We start from the raw sequence: 13614 nt of genomic DNA, 5'->3' as shown, positions 1-13614 counted from the left end.
GGATCGGCCTGCGCCGCAAGGTTGAATGGACGGGAAGGCGCTCAGGTGCGCGCCGAATCGCGCTGGCGGTAGCGGTCGAGCGCGACGGCGCCGATGATCACGAGCCCCTTGATGATGTACTGCCAGATGTCGGACACGCCGAGCAGCACGAGGCCGTTCGTCAGCACCGCGATGATCAGCGCACCGATCAACGTGCCGACGATCGAGCCGACGCCGCCGACGAAGCTCGTTCCGCCGAGGATCACCGCGGCGATCGCGTCGAGTTCGTACGACTGGCCGAGCTGCAGGCCATTGGCCGCGTAGAGCCGCGCGGCCGACATCACCGCGCCGAGGCCGGCGAGCAGGCCCGACGCCGCATACACGAACATCTGGATCGCACGCACGTTGATGCCCGACAGGCGGGCGGCTTCCGGGTTGCCGCCGACCGAATAGATGCGCATTCCGAGCACCGTGCGACGCAGGATGAACCACGAAATCGCGATCACCGCGCACGCGATCACGACGAGCCACGGCACGCCGAGGATCGTGCCATTGCCGATGAACGCGAACGGCAACTGCGGATTGAACACGGTCGTGTCGTTGCCGATCAGGCGCGCGACGCCGCGCACGGCCGTCATTGCGCCGAGCGTGACGATGAACGGCGGCAGGCGCAGGAACGAGATCAGGCCGCCGTTGATCGCGCCGAACACGAGGCCGACGAAGAGCGCGAACGGCACGCCGAGCCAGCCCCAGCCCGGGATGGTCGACGCGAGCAGCGCCGCGACGGCGGCGGCAGCGAGCACCGAGCCGACCGACAGGTCGATGCCGCCCGTCAGGATCACGAAGGTCATGCCGGCGGCGAGCACGATGTTGATCGACGCCTGCTGCGTGACGATCGACAGGTTCTGCAGCGTGAAGAAACCGTCGGTCAGGAAGCCGAAGCCGATGCACAGCACGAGCAGCACCGGCAGCATGCCGGCGGTGCGGATCAGCGACTGCATGCGGGCGCGATGATCGGCGCCGCGCATCAGGGGCGTACGGTTGGCGACCGGATGGGCCGTCGCGGAAGCGAGGTTCCGCTGCTTGGTCGGGTTGATCATTTCGGTAACCTGAATGTAAGAAAGAAATGAAAAGGGCTCAGTGCGCGTCGGCGAGTTCGGCCTGCGAGCCGGTGGCGAGCGCGATGATGGCTTCCTGCGTGATGGGCGTCTGCGTGTAGCCGCCGAGTTCTCCGGCGATTTCGCCTTCGCGCATCACGAGCACGCGATCGGCCACGCCGATGATCTCCGGCAGTTCGCTCGAGATCACGATCACGCCCACGCCGGCACGGGCCAGTTCGTTGATGATCCGGTAGATCTCGGATTTCGCGCCGATGTCGACGCCGCGCGTCGGTTCGTCGAGGATCAGCACGCGCGGTTTCGTCTCGAGCAGCCGCGACAACAGCACCTTCTGCTGGTTGCCGCCGGACAGCGCGCCGACGTTGACGTTCGCGTGGGGAACGCGGATCGACAGCGACGTGATGGCGTCGCGTGCGCGTTCGGCGCCGCGCGCGAGGTCGAGTGCGCCGAGCCGCGCATCGCGGTTGCAGACCGAGATATTGATGTTGTCGCGCACGCTCATGTCGAGGAACAGGCCCTGGCGCTTGCGGTCTTCGGTCAGGTAGACGAGGCCGGCATCGATCGCGTCGCGCGGCGAGTGCGCGCCGAACGTGCGCTCGCCCACCTTCACATCGCCGCGCACGCGCGGTTCGGCGCCGAAGATCAGACGCGCGAGTTCAGTGCGGCCTGCGCCCACGAGCCCCGCGATGCCAAGCACTTCGCCGGCGTGCAGGTCGAGGCTGCAGCCGCGCACGCGCGAGCCGTCGGCGATGTCGCGTACCGACAGCAGCAGGTGGCCGGGGTCGTACGGCGCGTGTTCCTTCTTGTAGAAGCCGGAGATGTCGCGGCCGACCATCATGGCGACGAGACGCTCGGCTGACAGCGATGCGCGTTCGAGCGTGCCGACGTACGTGCCGTCGCGCAGCACCGACACCCGGTCGGACAGTTCGTAGATCTCCGCCATCCGGTGGCTGATGTAGATGATCGCGAGACCCTCCTCGCGCAACTGGCGGATCAGCCGGAACAGGTGCTCGGTTTCGCGCGACGACAGCGGCGTGGTCGGTTCGTCCATCACGAGGATGCGCGCACGGGTGTGCACGGCGCGCGCGATCTCGACGAGCTGTTGCTCCGCGATCGACAGCGTATCGACGAGCGTGTCGGGCCCGAACGATGCGCCCAGGCGCGCGAGCACGTCCTCGCAGCCGCGCGCCATCGCCGCGCGGTCGATCGTGCCCCAGCGCCGGTTGCCGCGCCGCAGTTCGCGGCCAATATAGATGTTTTCCGCGACGGTCAGATTCGGCGACAGGCACAGCTCCTGGTAGATCACCGCGACGCCCGCATCGCGCGCGGCAAGCGGGCCGTCGATGTCGATGCGGGCGCCGTCGATCAGGATCTCGCCGCCGGCGTCGGCGCGGTATGCGCCCGACAGGATTTTCATCAGCGTCGATTTGCCCGCGCCGTTTTCGCCCATCAGCGAATGGATCTCGCCGGGATAGACGGTCAGGCTGACGTTGTCGAGCGCGCGCACGGCCGGGAACGTCTTGCTGATCCCGCGCATCTCGAGCAGCGGGCGGGGCGACTCAGATCGCGACATGGTTGACCTCCTGCGAGTCGGTGCGGGCGCCCTTGAGAATGCCGGCCCGCGGAGAGAAGTTGAAGAACATCGGCAGCGTGGCCGCGCCGATCGCACCGGCGTCGGCGCCGAACGTGCCGCGTACGAGTACCGGCGTGCCGCGCGCTTCGGGCGCGGTGGCCACGAGCGCTGCGCGCAGGCGCGTCGTGACCGCGTCGAGCAGGCCCGCGTCGGTATCGGCGTCGAGCACGACCACCGGCGCATCGATCACGCACAGCATCGCGCGCAGTGCCGGTGCCAGGGCGTCGACGCAATCGTCGATCCATTCGTCGACGGCCGGCAGGCCGCGGGCGATGCAGGCTTCGAGATCGGCCCGGTTGTCGACCGTCTCGCCGTGATGGCGCAGGTGGCGCACCAGCGCATGCAGCGATGCGCGCGCGAGCAGGATGTCCCACGGGCCGCGCGGCGGCGGCGCGGAAGCCAGCCGGCTCGGCGGCACGGGAATCACGGCGACGTCGCCCGCATTGCCGGTCACGCCGCGCAGGCAGTCGCCATCGATCGCGATGCCGCCGCCGATTGCCGGCCCGATGAACAGGTAGACGAAGTCGTCGCACTGCCGGCCGTATCCGTAGAACAGTTCGGCGATCGCGGCCGCGTTGCCGTCGTTTTCGCCGAAGACGGGTAGCGATTGCGTGCGACCGAGGTCGGCCGCGAAATCGACGTCTTCCCACGCGCGGAACGTGTCGGGTGCGAGGCCGAGTTCGCGCATCCACGCGCCGAGGTTGTAGGGCTGCGCGACGCCGATGCCGGTCAGGCGTGCGCGCTCGTGGTCGGGGAGCAGGGCCTGCATGGCGTCGATGTCATGGCGGACGATCTCGAGCACGTCGGCGGGCGGCGGAAGCAGCGTGTCGTGCGAGCGTCGGCCGAGCACGTCGCCCGCGAAATTGACGAGTGCCGTTTCGATGCGCATGCGGTCGAGATGGACGCCGATGCCGAACGCGCCGCGCGGATCGAGGCGGATCAGCGAGGCGGGCTGGCCGCGCTGGCCTTCCGTGCGGCCAGCGAATTCGATCAGCTTCGCGCCGGCGAGCGACGTGATGATGCTGCCGACTGCCGTTCCCGTCATGTTCGCAAGGCGGGCGAGGTCAGCCTTCGACGCGCTGCCCGCGCGCCGCAGCGTCTTCAGCAGCAGGCGCTCGTTGTAACGGCGCACGTTGGCCGAATTGCTTCCCTGGCCGAAGTGCGGGCTTCTCATGGCGTCTCCTTCCATGGTGCGCCGTTCGGCGGCGCATTAAATAAATCACGTTGATTTATTTAACTGCGTGAGCGGCGGAATGTCAGCCTAGGGAAATCCCGGCTTGGGGTGGGGGCGGGGATGCTGGTGCGGGGTGTCCGGAATCGGGGATGGAGCGCGGAGATCGAGAAGATCAGGCCCAGGGTGGCTTGTGGGGTGGTCAGAACCCGGGGCAATGGGTTGTCGCCGGGTTGGCCGCGTGCCGTTACGGCTCGCTGGTGCTGGCCACGCAAACCGAAGTGACTGGTTTGCTCTCGGGACAGGGGGCGTCGGAAATAAAAAAAGGCCGGCTAAAAGCCGACCTTTTTAGAAAACAGATGGTGCCCAGGAGAGGACTCGAACCTCCACGATGTTGCCACCGCTAGGACCTGAACCTAGTGCGTCTACCAATTCCGCCACCTGGGCACGTTTTGCAGTAGCTGCTTGCTGCAAAGAAGCAAAATTATAGCGCGTATTGCTTGGCTGTCAACAGAATTTGAGGTCGCGAACGAAAATAATTTAGCGGGCTTGTTCGGGGCATCGGGCGGGGTGCGCAAACGTCGCGGCCGCCGACGTGCATCGCCGAATTTGCGATTCCGGTCGCGCACGTGGGCACATCAATTCCGCAGTCGGGAATGACGCGAGATCAGCTGGAGGTAGGCAACTCTTGAAAGCGGATGGCGGTCGGGAGGGCAGGTTTCGGTCACGCACGCGCGACGCCGGCTTCACTTGCCGACGCAGCCTTTCGAATCCTCGCGCGAAGCGAGCAGGCGTTGCTTCCTGGACCGGAAATGAAAAAAGGCCGGCTAGAAGCCGACCTTTTCAGAAAACAGATGGTGCCCAGGAGAGGACTCGGTCACACATGCGCGACCCCGGCTGCGCTTGCAAGCGCAGCCTTTCGAGTCCTCGCGCAAAGCGCGCAGGCGCTTTGCTTCCTGGGCCGGAAATGAAAAAAGGCCGGCTAGAAGCCGACCTTTTTGAATACAGATGGTGCCCAGGAGAGGACTCGAACCTCCACGATGTTGCCACCGCTAGGACCTGAACCTAGTGCGTCTACCAATTCCGCCACCTGGGCACGTTTCGCTTATTGCTGCAGTGCGAAGACCGCTATTCTAGCGTGTTGGCGGAGTCTGTCAACACAATTTCACTCAAGGCGGTAAAAATATTGCCTCTTGCGCGACGGATTCTCACGTGCCGGCCGGATGAGCGTGTTTCGCGGCGAAATTCCAGTGCTGGGTCTGGCTCGTGTCGACGCGGGCCGGCAGCAGTCCGGCCGTGAGGAATATGTTGGCGTCTTCTGCTGTTCGCCGAAGTTTCGCGCGACCGCTGCGCGGACGACATAGCTGCGGCGCGCGTTCGTTGCCGCGTCGAGCCCGCAGATCGGCGCGAGTGTATTCGCGGCTTCCTGCGGGTGGTCGCGCAGCCGTGTGTCCGCCGGCGACAACGGGTCGAGCGGAAAACCGAAAGCGTGGGGTTCGTGCTCGTGAAGGCGCGCAATCTGATCGCGTCCGAGATGGATGCGGCGTTGAAGGATCTCGATATCACGGCGCGGTAAATGGGCGTCCTGCTGTTCCTGCGTCCCTGCGCACCGGCAGTGCGGCGACGCCTTTCGAATTGTCGAAGCGGCTCGGTGTCGACACCGGGCTGATGACGCGCGTGCTCGACAAGCTGGAGTGTAAGGGGCTCGTCGAGCGGTCGCGCAGCGTGAGCGATCGGCGGGTGGTGAACCTCGCGCTGACCGAAGCGGGGCAGCCGGTTGCCGTGCGGATTCCGGAGATTGCGCCGAAGGTGCTCAACGCCCGCTTGCGGAAATTTTCGAAGACCGAGTTTGACGAACTGTCACGGCTGCTGCACAAGTTCGTCGGCGAGCAAGCCGAGCGCCGTTCCTTGGCGCCGGAAATGAAAAAGGCCGGCTAGAAGCCGACCTTTTCAGAAAACAGATGGTGCCCAGGAGAGGACTCGGTCACGCATGCGCGACCCCGGCTGCGCTTGCAAGCGCAGCCTTTCGAGTCCTCGCGCAAAGCGCGCAGGCGCTTTGCTTCCTGGGCCGGAAATGAAAAAAGGCCGGCTAGAAGCCGACCTTTTTGAATACAGATGGTGCCCAGGAGAGGACTCGAACCTCCACGATGTTGCCACCGCTAGGACCTGAACCTAGTGCGTCTACCAATTCCGCCACCTGGGCACGTTTTGCAGTAGCTGCTTGCTGCAAAGAAGCGAAATTATAGCGCCCCAATTATTCGTGTCAACACTTTTTTACGATGCATCGCAAACCGGGCTCCGCCGCGCCTGCTCGCGGCATTCCGGTCTTTTGGCGACACAGGCGGGTGATAGAATGACCCGCCGCCGTCAATATAGAACTGTCTGAAGGACACCTCTATGTTGATGCCGTGCACCATCAATCAACGCAACGAGAACAACCATCGACAAACCCTTGAGCAAATATCCGTACCCCATTCCGAGCCGTGAAGAAATTCTCGGCGTGCTGCGTACGAGCGACGCGCCGCTGGCCGCCAACGACATCGCGGAAGCACTGTCGATCAAGCGTCAGGAGCGCGAGGGGTTCTTCCGACGTGTCGCCGCGATGGAACGCGACGGCCAGATTCGCCTCGACAAGCGCGGCCATTACCAGTTGACCCATCCGTCGAATTTCGTCGCCGGGCGCGTGCAGGGGCATCGCGACGGCTACGGGTTCGTCATCCGCGACGACGGCCAGGACGACCTGTTCCTGCCGAACGGCGAAATGCAGAAGGTGATGCACAACGATCGCGTGCTCGCACGGATCGTCGGCTACGATCGCCGCGGCCGCCCGGAAGGGCATGTCGTCGAAGTCACCGAGCGCGCGAACAAGCGCGTGATCGGCCGCCTGCTCAACGAGAACGGCGCGCTGATCGTCGCACCGGAAGACAAGCGCATCGGCCATGACATCCTGATCACGCAGAACGTGAAGAAGGCGAAGGTCGGGCAGGTCGTCGTCGTCGAGCTGACCGATTTCCCGAGCCGCCATTCGCAGCCGCTCGGCCGTGTCGTCGAGGTGCTCGGCGACATCGACGATCCGGGCATGGAAATCGAAATCGCGGTGCGCAAGTACGGCGTGCCGCACGAGTTCAGCCAGCCGGCGCTCGACGAAGCTGCCGCGCTGCCCGACAAGGTGCGGCCGACCGACCTGCGTTTCCGCGTCGACCTGCGCGATGTGCCGCTCGTGACGATCGACGGCGAGGACGCCCGCGACTTCGACGACGCCGTCTACTGCGAGCCGGTCAAGGTCGGCCGTGGCGACGGCTACCGGCTGATCGTCGCGATCGCCGACGTATCGCACTACGTACAGCCGGGCAGCGGGCTCGACGCCGACGCGCTCGAGCGCAGCACGTCGGTCTACTTCCCGCGCCGCGTGATTCCGATGCTGCCGGAGAAGCTGTCGAACGGCCTGTGCTCGCTGAATCCGCATGTCGACCGCTGCGTGCTGGCGTGCGACATGGTGATCACCGCGCGCGGCGAGATCAAGGCGTACCAGTTCTATCCGGCCGTCATCCATTCGGCTGCGCGCCTCACGTATACCGAAGTCGCCGCCGTGCTGTCGAACACGAAGGGACCGGAGGCTGCGCGTCGAGCGGACCTGCTGCCGCACCTGCAGGACCTGTACGGCGTCTACAAGTCGCTGTTCACCGCGCGGCAGAAGCGTGGCGCGATCGACTTCGACACGACCGAGACCTACATCGTCTGCAACTCGCAGGGCAAGATCGAGCAGATCGTGCCGCGCCAGCGTAACGATGCGCACAAGCTGATCGAGGAATGCATGCTGGCCGCGAACGTCTGCGCGGCCGACTTCCTGAAGCGTAACAAGCATCCGGGCCTGTACCGCGTGCACGCGGGACCGACGCCGGAGAAGCTCGAGAACCTGCGCGCGTTCCTGCGCGGCATGGGCCTGTCGCTCGGCGGCGGCGACAAGCCGCATGCGAGCGACTATGCGGCGCTGATGGCGCAGATCCGCGACCGGCCCGATGCGCAGATGCTGCAGCCGATGCTGCTGCGCTCGATGCAGCAGGCCGTCTACAGCCCGGACAACATCGGTCACTTCGGTCTGGCTTACGAGGCGTACGCGCACTTCACGAGCCCGATCCGCCGCTATCCCGACCTGCTCACGCACCGCGCGATCTACGCGATCCTGTCGGGCAAGAAGTATGTGCCGAAGGCACCGGATGGCTTCGAGCTGAACACCGCGCTGTCGCCGCGTGCCCGTGCGATGCAGCAGGCCGACGACGAAGCGCGCGGCCGCTCGCGCTCGAACAACACGGCGATCTGGGAAGAACTCGGACTGCACTGCTCGGCAAACGAGCGACGTGCGGACGAAGCGTCGCGCGATGTCGAGGCATGGCTCAAGTGCTATTTCATGCGCGACAAGCTCGGCGAGGAGTACGGCGGGATGGTGAACGGCGTCACGTCGTTCGGCATCTTCGTGCAGCTCGACACGCTCTTCATCGAAGGGCTCGTGCACGTCACGGAACTTGGCTCGGACTACTTCCAGTACGACGAGATCAAGAACGAGCTGCGCGGTGAACGCACGGGCATCCGCTATCGCCTGTCGGATCGCGTGCGCGTGCAGGTGAGCCGCGTCGATCTCGATGCACGCAAGATCGACTTCCGTCTTGTGCGCGATACGCCGGTGAAGGCGCCGCGTCCTTCGCCCGCGCCGGCTTCGGCTGGCGGCGCTGTCGAGCGCGGCAACGGCAACGGCCCGCGCGTACGCGCGCTGCCCCAGGCAGAGGAGCCTGCGCTGCGTCGCAAGAAGGCCGCGAGCGCGCCGAGCGTCGCGGTGAATGAAGCGCGCGCCGCGCGTGCCGCCGCGAAGAAGAAGGGCGCCAGCGGCAGCGGCGCGGCGGCGAAGCCGGCCGCGAAGAAGACGCGCGCCCGCAAGAAGTATTGAGCATTCGGGGCGGCGTCAGCGCCCGCCCTGCAGTATCGAGAGACGCCGCGTTACCGGCCATCAGCCGGCAACGCGGCGCTTTCCTTTTCCATGGATCGCGGCTGCGCGCGTCGCGCGGCCGCACGTTTGATCGAAGGTTGTTCCAGTCATGTCACGTCTGAAGGTTCTTTACGGTTTTCATGCGGTGACCGCACGTTTGCGGCACGATGCATCGACGGTTGCGGAGGTGCTGTACGACCAGACGCGCCGCGACCGCCGCATGCAGGACTTCCTGCACACCGCGAAGGAAGCGGGCGTGCGGCTGATCGCGGCCGACGAAACGCGCCTGTGGGGCCTCGCCCATACCGAGCGTCACCAGGGCGTCGTCGCGCGTGTCGAGGACATCCCGCTCGCGCAGAACCTGTCGGAGCTGCTCGACGGCATCCAGGGCCCGGCGCTGCTGCTGGTGCTCGACGGTGTCACCGATCCGCACAACCTCGGCGCGTGCCTGCGTGTCGCCGATTCGGCTGGTGCGCACGCGGTGATCGCGCCGCGCGACCGTGCAGTCGGCCTGAACGCAACCGCGGCCAAGGTCGCGAGCGGCGCGGCCGATACGGTGCCATACATCACGGTGACGAACCTCGCCCGCGCCCTGCGCGAGCTGAAGGACGCCGGCGTGTGGATCATCGGCACGTCGGACGAGGCATCGGCAACGCTCTACGAAACGAAGCTCGACGGCCCCGTCGCGCTCGTGATGGGCGCGGAAGGCGAAGGCATGCGCCGGCTTACGCGCGACACCTGCGACGAAGTGATGAGCATTCCGATGGCCGGCAGCGTGGAAAGCCTGAATGTGTCGGTCGCAAGCGGCGTGTGCCTGTACGAAGCCGTGCGCCAGCGGCGCGTGAAGGGCTGACGCAGCCCGTCCCGCGTGCCCTGCGCGGGCCTCAAATGACCCGAACGACGCGTGCCGCGATCCGATGCGGCACGCGGCTCTCCGGAGCTCGCAACCGATGACCCTGTTTCGCGTTGGTGCATCCTGCGTCGTACTGTGCCTGCTGGCCGCCTGCACGTCGCCGTCGCTCGTCGAACGCGGCACCTACTACGCCGACACGAGCTTGCACGCGCGCGGCGCCGATTCGCGGATCCGCTTCCTCGTGATGCATTACACCGAAAGCGACGAGGCGAAATCGCTGCGCACGCTGACGGGCGATTCGGTCAGCGTGCATTACGTCATCCCGCCGCAACCGCGCATCGAGCGCGGGATGCCGGTCGTCTACCAGCTCGTTCCGGAATCGGAACGTGCATGGCACGCGGGCGTCAGCGAGTGGCAGGGCACGACCGAGCTGAACGCGGTGTCGATCGGCATCGAGAACGTGAACCGCGGGCCGCTCGATCCGCAGAACCGCACCTGGCAGCCCTATCCGCCCGAACAGGTCGCGGCGCTGACCCGGCTGTCGAAGGACATCGTCGCGCGCTACGGGATTCCGCCGACGCGCGTGGTCGGGCACAGCGACATCGCGCCGCAACGCAAGATCGATCCGGGGCCGCTGTTTCCCTGGCATGCGCTGGCCCAGGCCGGTGTCGGCGCGTGGCCGGACGACGCGACCGTGACCGCGCGGCTCGGCGGTCGTGATCCGCATGCGCCGGCCGACGTGCGCGAACTGCAGAGCAAGCTCGCGCGCTACGGCTACGACGTGGCCACCGATGGGGTGCTCGACGCACGCACGCGACGCGTGTTCGCGGCGTTCCAGATGCATTTTCGGCCGGCCGATTATTCGGGCAATCCGGACGCCGAAACCGACGCGATCGCGCAGGCGCTGCTCGACAAGTATTTCCCCGACACGCAACCGGCTGACGCCGCGCCTGCCGCGGGCGCGCCCTGAATGCGCGGCACGCGGTGCGCCGAAAAAGGGCGGCCCGTCATCCGAGTCCGGTAAACTGGCGGTTTTCCGCAATCCCGCAGCATTACCACTCCATGACTCAAGACGAACTCAAACGCCTCGTCGGCCAGGCCGCCGCTGATTACGTGATCCAGAACGTGCCGGAAGGCGCCGTGATCGGCGTCGGCACCGGCTCGACCGCCAACTGCTTCATCGACGCGCTCGCCGTCGTCAAGGCGCGCTATCGCGGCGCCGTGTCGAGCTCCGTCGCCACGACCGAACGCCTGAAGTCGCACGGCATCAAGGTGTTCGACCTGAACGAGGTCGACTCGCTGCAGGTGTACGTCGATGGCGCCGACGAGATCGACGCGAGCGGCGCGATGATCAAGGGTGGCGGCGGTGCGCTGACGCGCGAGAAGATCGTCGCGTCGGTGGCCGATACGTTCGTCTGCATTGCCGACGCCAGCAAGCGCGTGCCGGTGCTCGGCGCGTTCCCGCTGCCGATCGAGGTCGTGCCGATGGCGCGCACGGCGATCGGCCGGCGCGTGACGGCCCTCGGTGGCGTGCCCGTGCTGCGCGTGACGAAGGACGGCGCGCCGTACATCACCGACAACGGCAACGAGATCATCGACGTGAAGGGGCTGCAGATCGCCGATCCGCGCGGCTTCGAAGCGCAGGTGAACGCATGGCCGGGCGTCGTGACGGTCGGCCTGTTCGCCGAGCGCGGCGCGAATCTGTGCTTGCTCGGCACCGATAACGGCGTCGAAACGATCGTCTATTCGGTTAATTGAAAGATATGACAAGCAGTCCGTAATGACGTGTCATATACCGTAATGGACTGAATGTTTAAATCTTGTGGAAATCGGGGCCCGGCAGGCGCAATGCGCTTCCCGGGCTTTATTTTTAGCCGTATAAATCACCCCGACAAAAAGAGGGATAACCCTGTCAGGTGTTTACCAGATAGCGAAATGTCCTCGAACTCATCAACTTATAGATCATAAGAACAGTCGTAACCAGGGCCGGCGGAACTGCGGAGCAGGTGTTCGCAAATCGACGCACGGGGAGGTGTCATGGAGCAGGGCAAAGACCGGTCACTGGTCGCCAAAGTGATGGATGGGCTTGTCTCGGGTATCGTCGAGGACAAGTACGGCGGCATCTTGCCGCCGCAGGACGTGCTGTCGAAAGAGTTCGATGTGAGTCGCACCGTGATGCGGGAAGCGTTGTCGATGTTGCTTGCGCGCGACATGCTCGACGTGCGTCCGAAAGTCGGCACGCGCGTGCGGCCGATGCGTGACTGGCGGATGATCGACGAAGACGTGGTGAGCTGGCGATTCCGGGCGAAACCCGATCCGCAGTTCATGCGCGATGTCATCGAATTCCGGATGCTGATCGAACCGCGCGCGACCGCGCAGGCGGCGGTGCGTGCAACGGCTGCCGACATCGCGGGTATTCGCGAAGCGTTCGATGCGTTCAAGGTGCTGCAGCCGGGAGACCCCGGCTACGACACCGCGGACGAGTTGCTGCACACGCGGATCGTCCAGGCGAGCGGCAACCAGTTCTTCCAGCAGATGGCGGCGATCGTGCGCGGTGCGGTGCGTCTCGTGAATCCGCGTGTCGTGCAGAAGGAAGGTGCGCACGACATCGTGGTGAAGGCGCATGCGCGTGTGGTCGACGCGATCGAGCGGCGCGACCCGCGCGAAGCCGAAGCCGCTTCGCTCGCGCTGATCGATTTCAGCGCCGACGAGATATCGCGCGATTTCTCCGTCGACGTACCGATGCGCGCCTGACGCTGCGCGCGTCGCTCATCCGTGTGCCGCCGGGCCGGTTATCATGACGGTGGCCGGCAGCGTGCCGGCCACCGTCATACGACCGACACGGAAGATCAGGATGAACGACAACGACCCTCACCCGGTGCGCTTCGGCATCGTCGGTGCAGGCAGCATCGCGCGCCGTTTCGCGCAAAGCCTCGCGCACGTGCCGGGCGCCACGCTCTCCGGTGCCTGGGCCCGCCGCGCCGATGCTGCGGCAGACTTTTGCGGCGCATACGGCGGTACGCCTGCCGCAAGCCTCGAAGCACTCCTCGCGAGCGATATCGACGCGGTCTACATCGCGACGCTCCATGACAGTCATGTGCAGTACACGCTGGCCGCGCTTGCTGCCGGCAAGGCCGTGCTGTGCGAAAAGCCCGCGACGCTGAACGCGGCGCAGCTCGACGCCGTGCTGCGTGCGGTACGCGACGCCGGGCGGCTTTTCATGGAGGCGATGAAGCCTCCGTTCTTTCCGCTGTACCGTCAGTTGCGCGCGCATCTGCATGACGATCCGATCGGCGAGATCCGGCTCGTGCGGGCAGGGTGTGCATCGTCGTCGGTCCCGGACGACCATTCCGTCTATCGCCTCGATCGCGCAGGCGGCGCGCTGCTCGATATCGGGATCTACGAGGCCTTTCTCGCGGTCGACTGGCTCGGCGCGGCGCTCGACGTGCAGACGCTCGGCCGCGTCGGCGCAACGGGTGTCGACCTGTTCGCGAGCCTGAACAGCGTGCATGCGAACGGCGGGATCGCGCAGCTCTTTTGCGGGCTCGACGTGATGGGGCGCGGCGACGCGCTGATCGCCGCGGCCGGCGGCCACGTGACGATTCACGAGAAGTGGTGGAACCCCGCGCGTGCGACGATCCGCTACGCGGACGGGCGCACCGTCGAACTCGATGCGCCGGTCGACGGCGGCGGGCTGAACTACGAGACCGCGCATTTCTGCGACCTGCTGCGTGCGGGCAAGACCGAAAGTCCGATCATGACGCACGACCATTCGCGGCAGATGATCGCGATGACCGATGCCGCGCGAGCGGCGCTGGGCGTGCGCTATTCGGGGGAATAAGCGGGAAGAAGGATGCCGGGCGCGCGCGTGCGGCCCGG

The 13614-nt window shown here is 65.9% G+C and carries 9 protein-coding genes, 3 tRNA genes and 2 pseudogenes; 7 read left to right on the top strand and 7 right to left on the bottom strand.

The window, feature by feature from the left end; translation table 11 throughout:
- Positions 1-41: 41 nt before the first annotated feature.
- The 6 genes and pseudogenes from HWX36_RS15355 to HWX36_RS37165 form a co-directional block, all read right to left on the bottom strand.
- Positions 42-1079 (bottom strand): ribose ABC transporter permease, encoded by a 1038-nt coding sequence (locus tag HWX36_RS15355; protein ID WP_175952916.1) that lies wholly within the window; start codon positions 1077-1079, stop codon positions 42-44.
- Between the two features lie 37 nt (positions 1080-1116).
- Positions 1117-2670, bottom strand: coding sequence for a sugar ABC transporter ATP-binding protein (locus HWX36_RS15350; protein ID WP_175952915.1), 1554 nt, complete (start codon positions 2668-2670; stop codon positions 1117-1119).
- Positions 2657-3904 (bottom strand): ROK family protein, encoded by a 1248-nt coding sequence (locus HWX36_RS15345; RefSeq protein WP_175952914.1) that lies wholly within the window; start codon positions 3902-3904, stop codon positions 2657-2659. The genes HWX36_RS15350 and HWX36_RS15345 overlap by 14 nt, the downstream gene beginning before the upstream one ends.
- A gap of 357 nt (positions 3905-4261) precedes the next feature.
- Positions 4262-4348: transfer RNA gene (locus HWX36_RS15340), tRNA-Leu, on the bottom strand.
- Between the two features lie 562 nt (positions 4349-4910).
- Positions 4911-4997: transfer RNA gene (locus HWX36_RS15335), tRNA-Leu, on the bottom strand.
- Between the two features lie 112 nt (positions 4998-5109).
- A pseudogene (locus HWX36_RS37165) lies at positions 5110-5372 on the bottom strand (aliphatic sulfonate ABC transporter substrate-binding protein); the annotation flags it as partial.
- Here HWX36_RS37165 and HWX36_RS15330 point away from each other — a divergent pair.
- Positions 5334-5839 (top strand): annotated as a pseudogene (locus HWX36_RS15330) (MarR family transcriptional regulator). The pseudogenes HWX36_RS37165 and HWX36_RS15330 overlap by 39 nt on opposite strands.
- 178 nt (positions 5840-6017) lie before the next feature.
- On the opposite strand, the gene HWX36_RS15325 reads toward HWX36_RS15330, so the two are convergent.
- A tRNA-Leu gene (locus HWX36_RS15325) sits at positions 6018-6104 on the bottom strand.
- A gap of 249 nt (positions 6105-6353) precedes the next feature.
- On the opposite strand from HWX36_RS15325, the gene rnr reads away from it, so the two are divergent.
- The 6 genes from rnr (at position 6354) to HWX36_RS15295 (ending at position 13576) form a co-directional block, all read left to right on the top strand.
- Positions 6354-8843, top strand: coding sequence for a ribonuclease R (rnr, locus tag HWX36_RS15320; protein ID WP_175952913.1), 2490 nt, complete (start codon positions 6354-6356; stop codon positions 8841-8843).
- A gap of 148 nt (positions 8844-8991) precedes the next feature.
- A complete protein-coding gene (gene rlmB, locus HWX36_RS15315; RefSeq protein ID WP_039358863.1) occupies positions 8992-9735 on the top strand; it encodes a 23S rRNA (guanosine(2251)-2'-O)-methyltransferase RlmB in 744 nt (247 codons plus the stop codon).
- A gap of 97 nt (positions 9736-9832) precedes the next feature.
- On the top strand, positions 9833-10705 hold the full coding sequence (locus tag HWX36_RS15310) for an N-acetylmuramoyl-L-alanine amidase (RefSeq protein ID WP_175952912.1): 873 nt from the start codon (positions 9833-9835) through the stop codon (positions 10703-10705).
- Positions 10706-10797: 92 nt separating this feature from the next.
- Positions 10798-11493 carry a ribose-5-phosphate isomerase RpiA gene (gene rpiA / locus HWX36_RS15305; RefSeq protein ID WP_175952911.1) on the top strand — a complete coding sequence of 232 codons (696 nt, stop codon included), beginning with the start codon at positions 10798-10800 and terminating at the stop codon, positions 11491-11493.
- 279 nt (positions 11494-11772) lie between these two features.
- Entirely contained in the window at positions 11773-12489 is a 717-nt protein-coding gene (locus tag HWX36_RS15300; RefSeq protein WP_046545537.1) for an FCD domain-containing protein, read from the top strand.
- A 100-nt stretch (positions 12490-12589) separates the two neighbouring features.
- A complete protein-coding gene (locus tag HWX36_RS15295; protein WP_175952910.1) occupies positions 12590-13576 on the top strand; it encodes a Gfo/Idh/MocA family oxidoreductase in 987 nt (328 codons plus the stop codon).
- Positions 13577-13614: the final 38 nt, after the last annotated feature.

It is taken from the genome of Burkholderia sp. BCC0405 (assembly GCF_902833075.1).
Lineage (GTDB): Bacteria > Pseudomonadota > Gammaproteobacteria > Burkholderiales > Burkholderiaceae > Burkholderia.
This window is presented reverse-complemented; position numbering and strand designations above follow the sequence as displayed.

Coding starts and splice junctions, on each gene's coding strand:
- rpiA (WP_175952911.1), top strand. CDS start 10,798: ATGACTCAAGACGAACTCAAACGCCTCGTCGGCCAGGCCGCCGCTGAT.
- HWX36_RS15345 (WP_175952914.1), bottom strand. CDS start 3,904: ATGAGAAGCCCGCACTTCGGCCAGGGAAGCAATTCGGCCAACGTGCGC.
- HWX36_RS15300 (WP_046545537.1), top strand. CDS start 11,773: ATGGAGCAGGGCAAAGACCGGTCACTGGTCGCCAAAGTGATGGATGGG.
- HWX36_RS15295 (WP_175952910.1), top strand. CDS start 12,590: ATGAACGACAACGACCCTCACCCGGTGCGCTTCGGCATCGTCGGTGCA.
- HWX36_RS15350 (WP_175952915.1), bottom strand. CDS start 2,670: ATGTCGCGATCTGAGTCGCCCCGCCCGCTGCTCGAGATGCGCGGGATC.
- HWX36_RS15355 (WP_175952916.1), bottom strand. CDS start 1,079: ATGATCAACCCGACCAAGCAGCGGAACCTCGCTTCCGCGACGGCCCAT.
- HWX36_RS15310 (WP_175952912.1), top strand. CDS start 9,833: ATGACCCTGTTTCGCGTTGGTGCATCCTGCGTCGTACTGTGCCTGCTG.
- rlmB (WP_039358863.1), top strand. CDS start 8,992: ATGTCACGTCTGAAGGTTCTTTACGGTTTTCATGCGGTGACCGCACGT.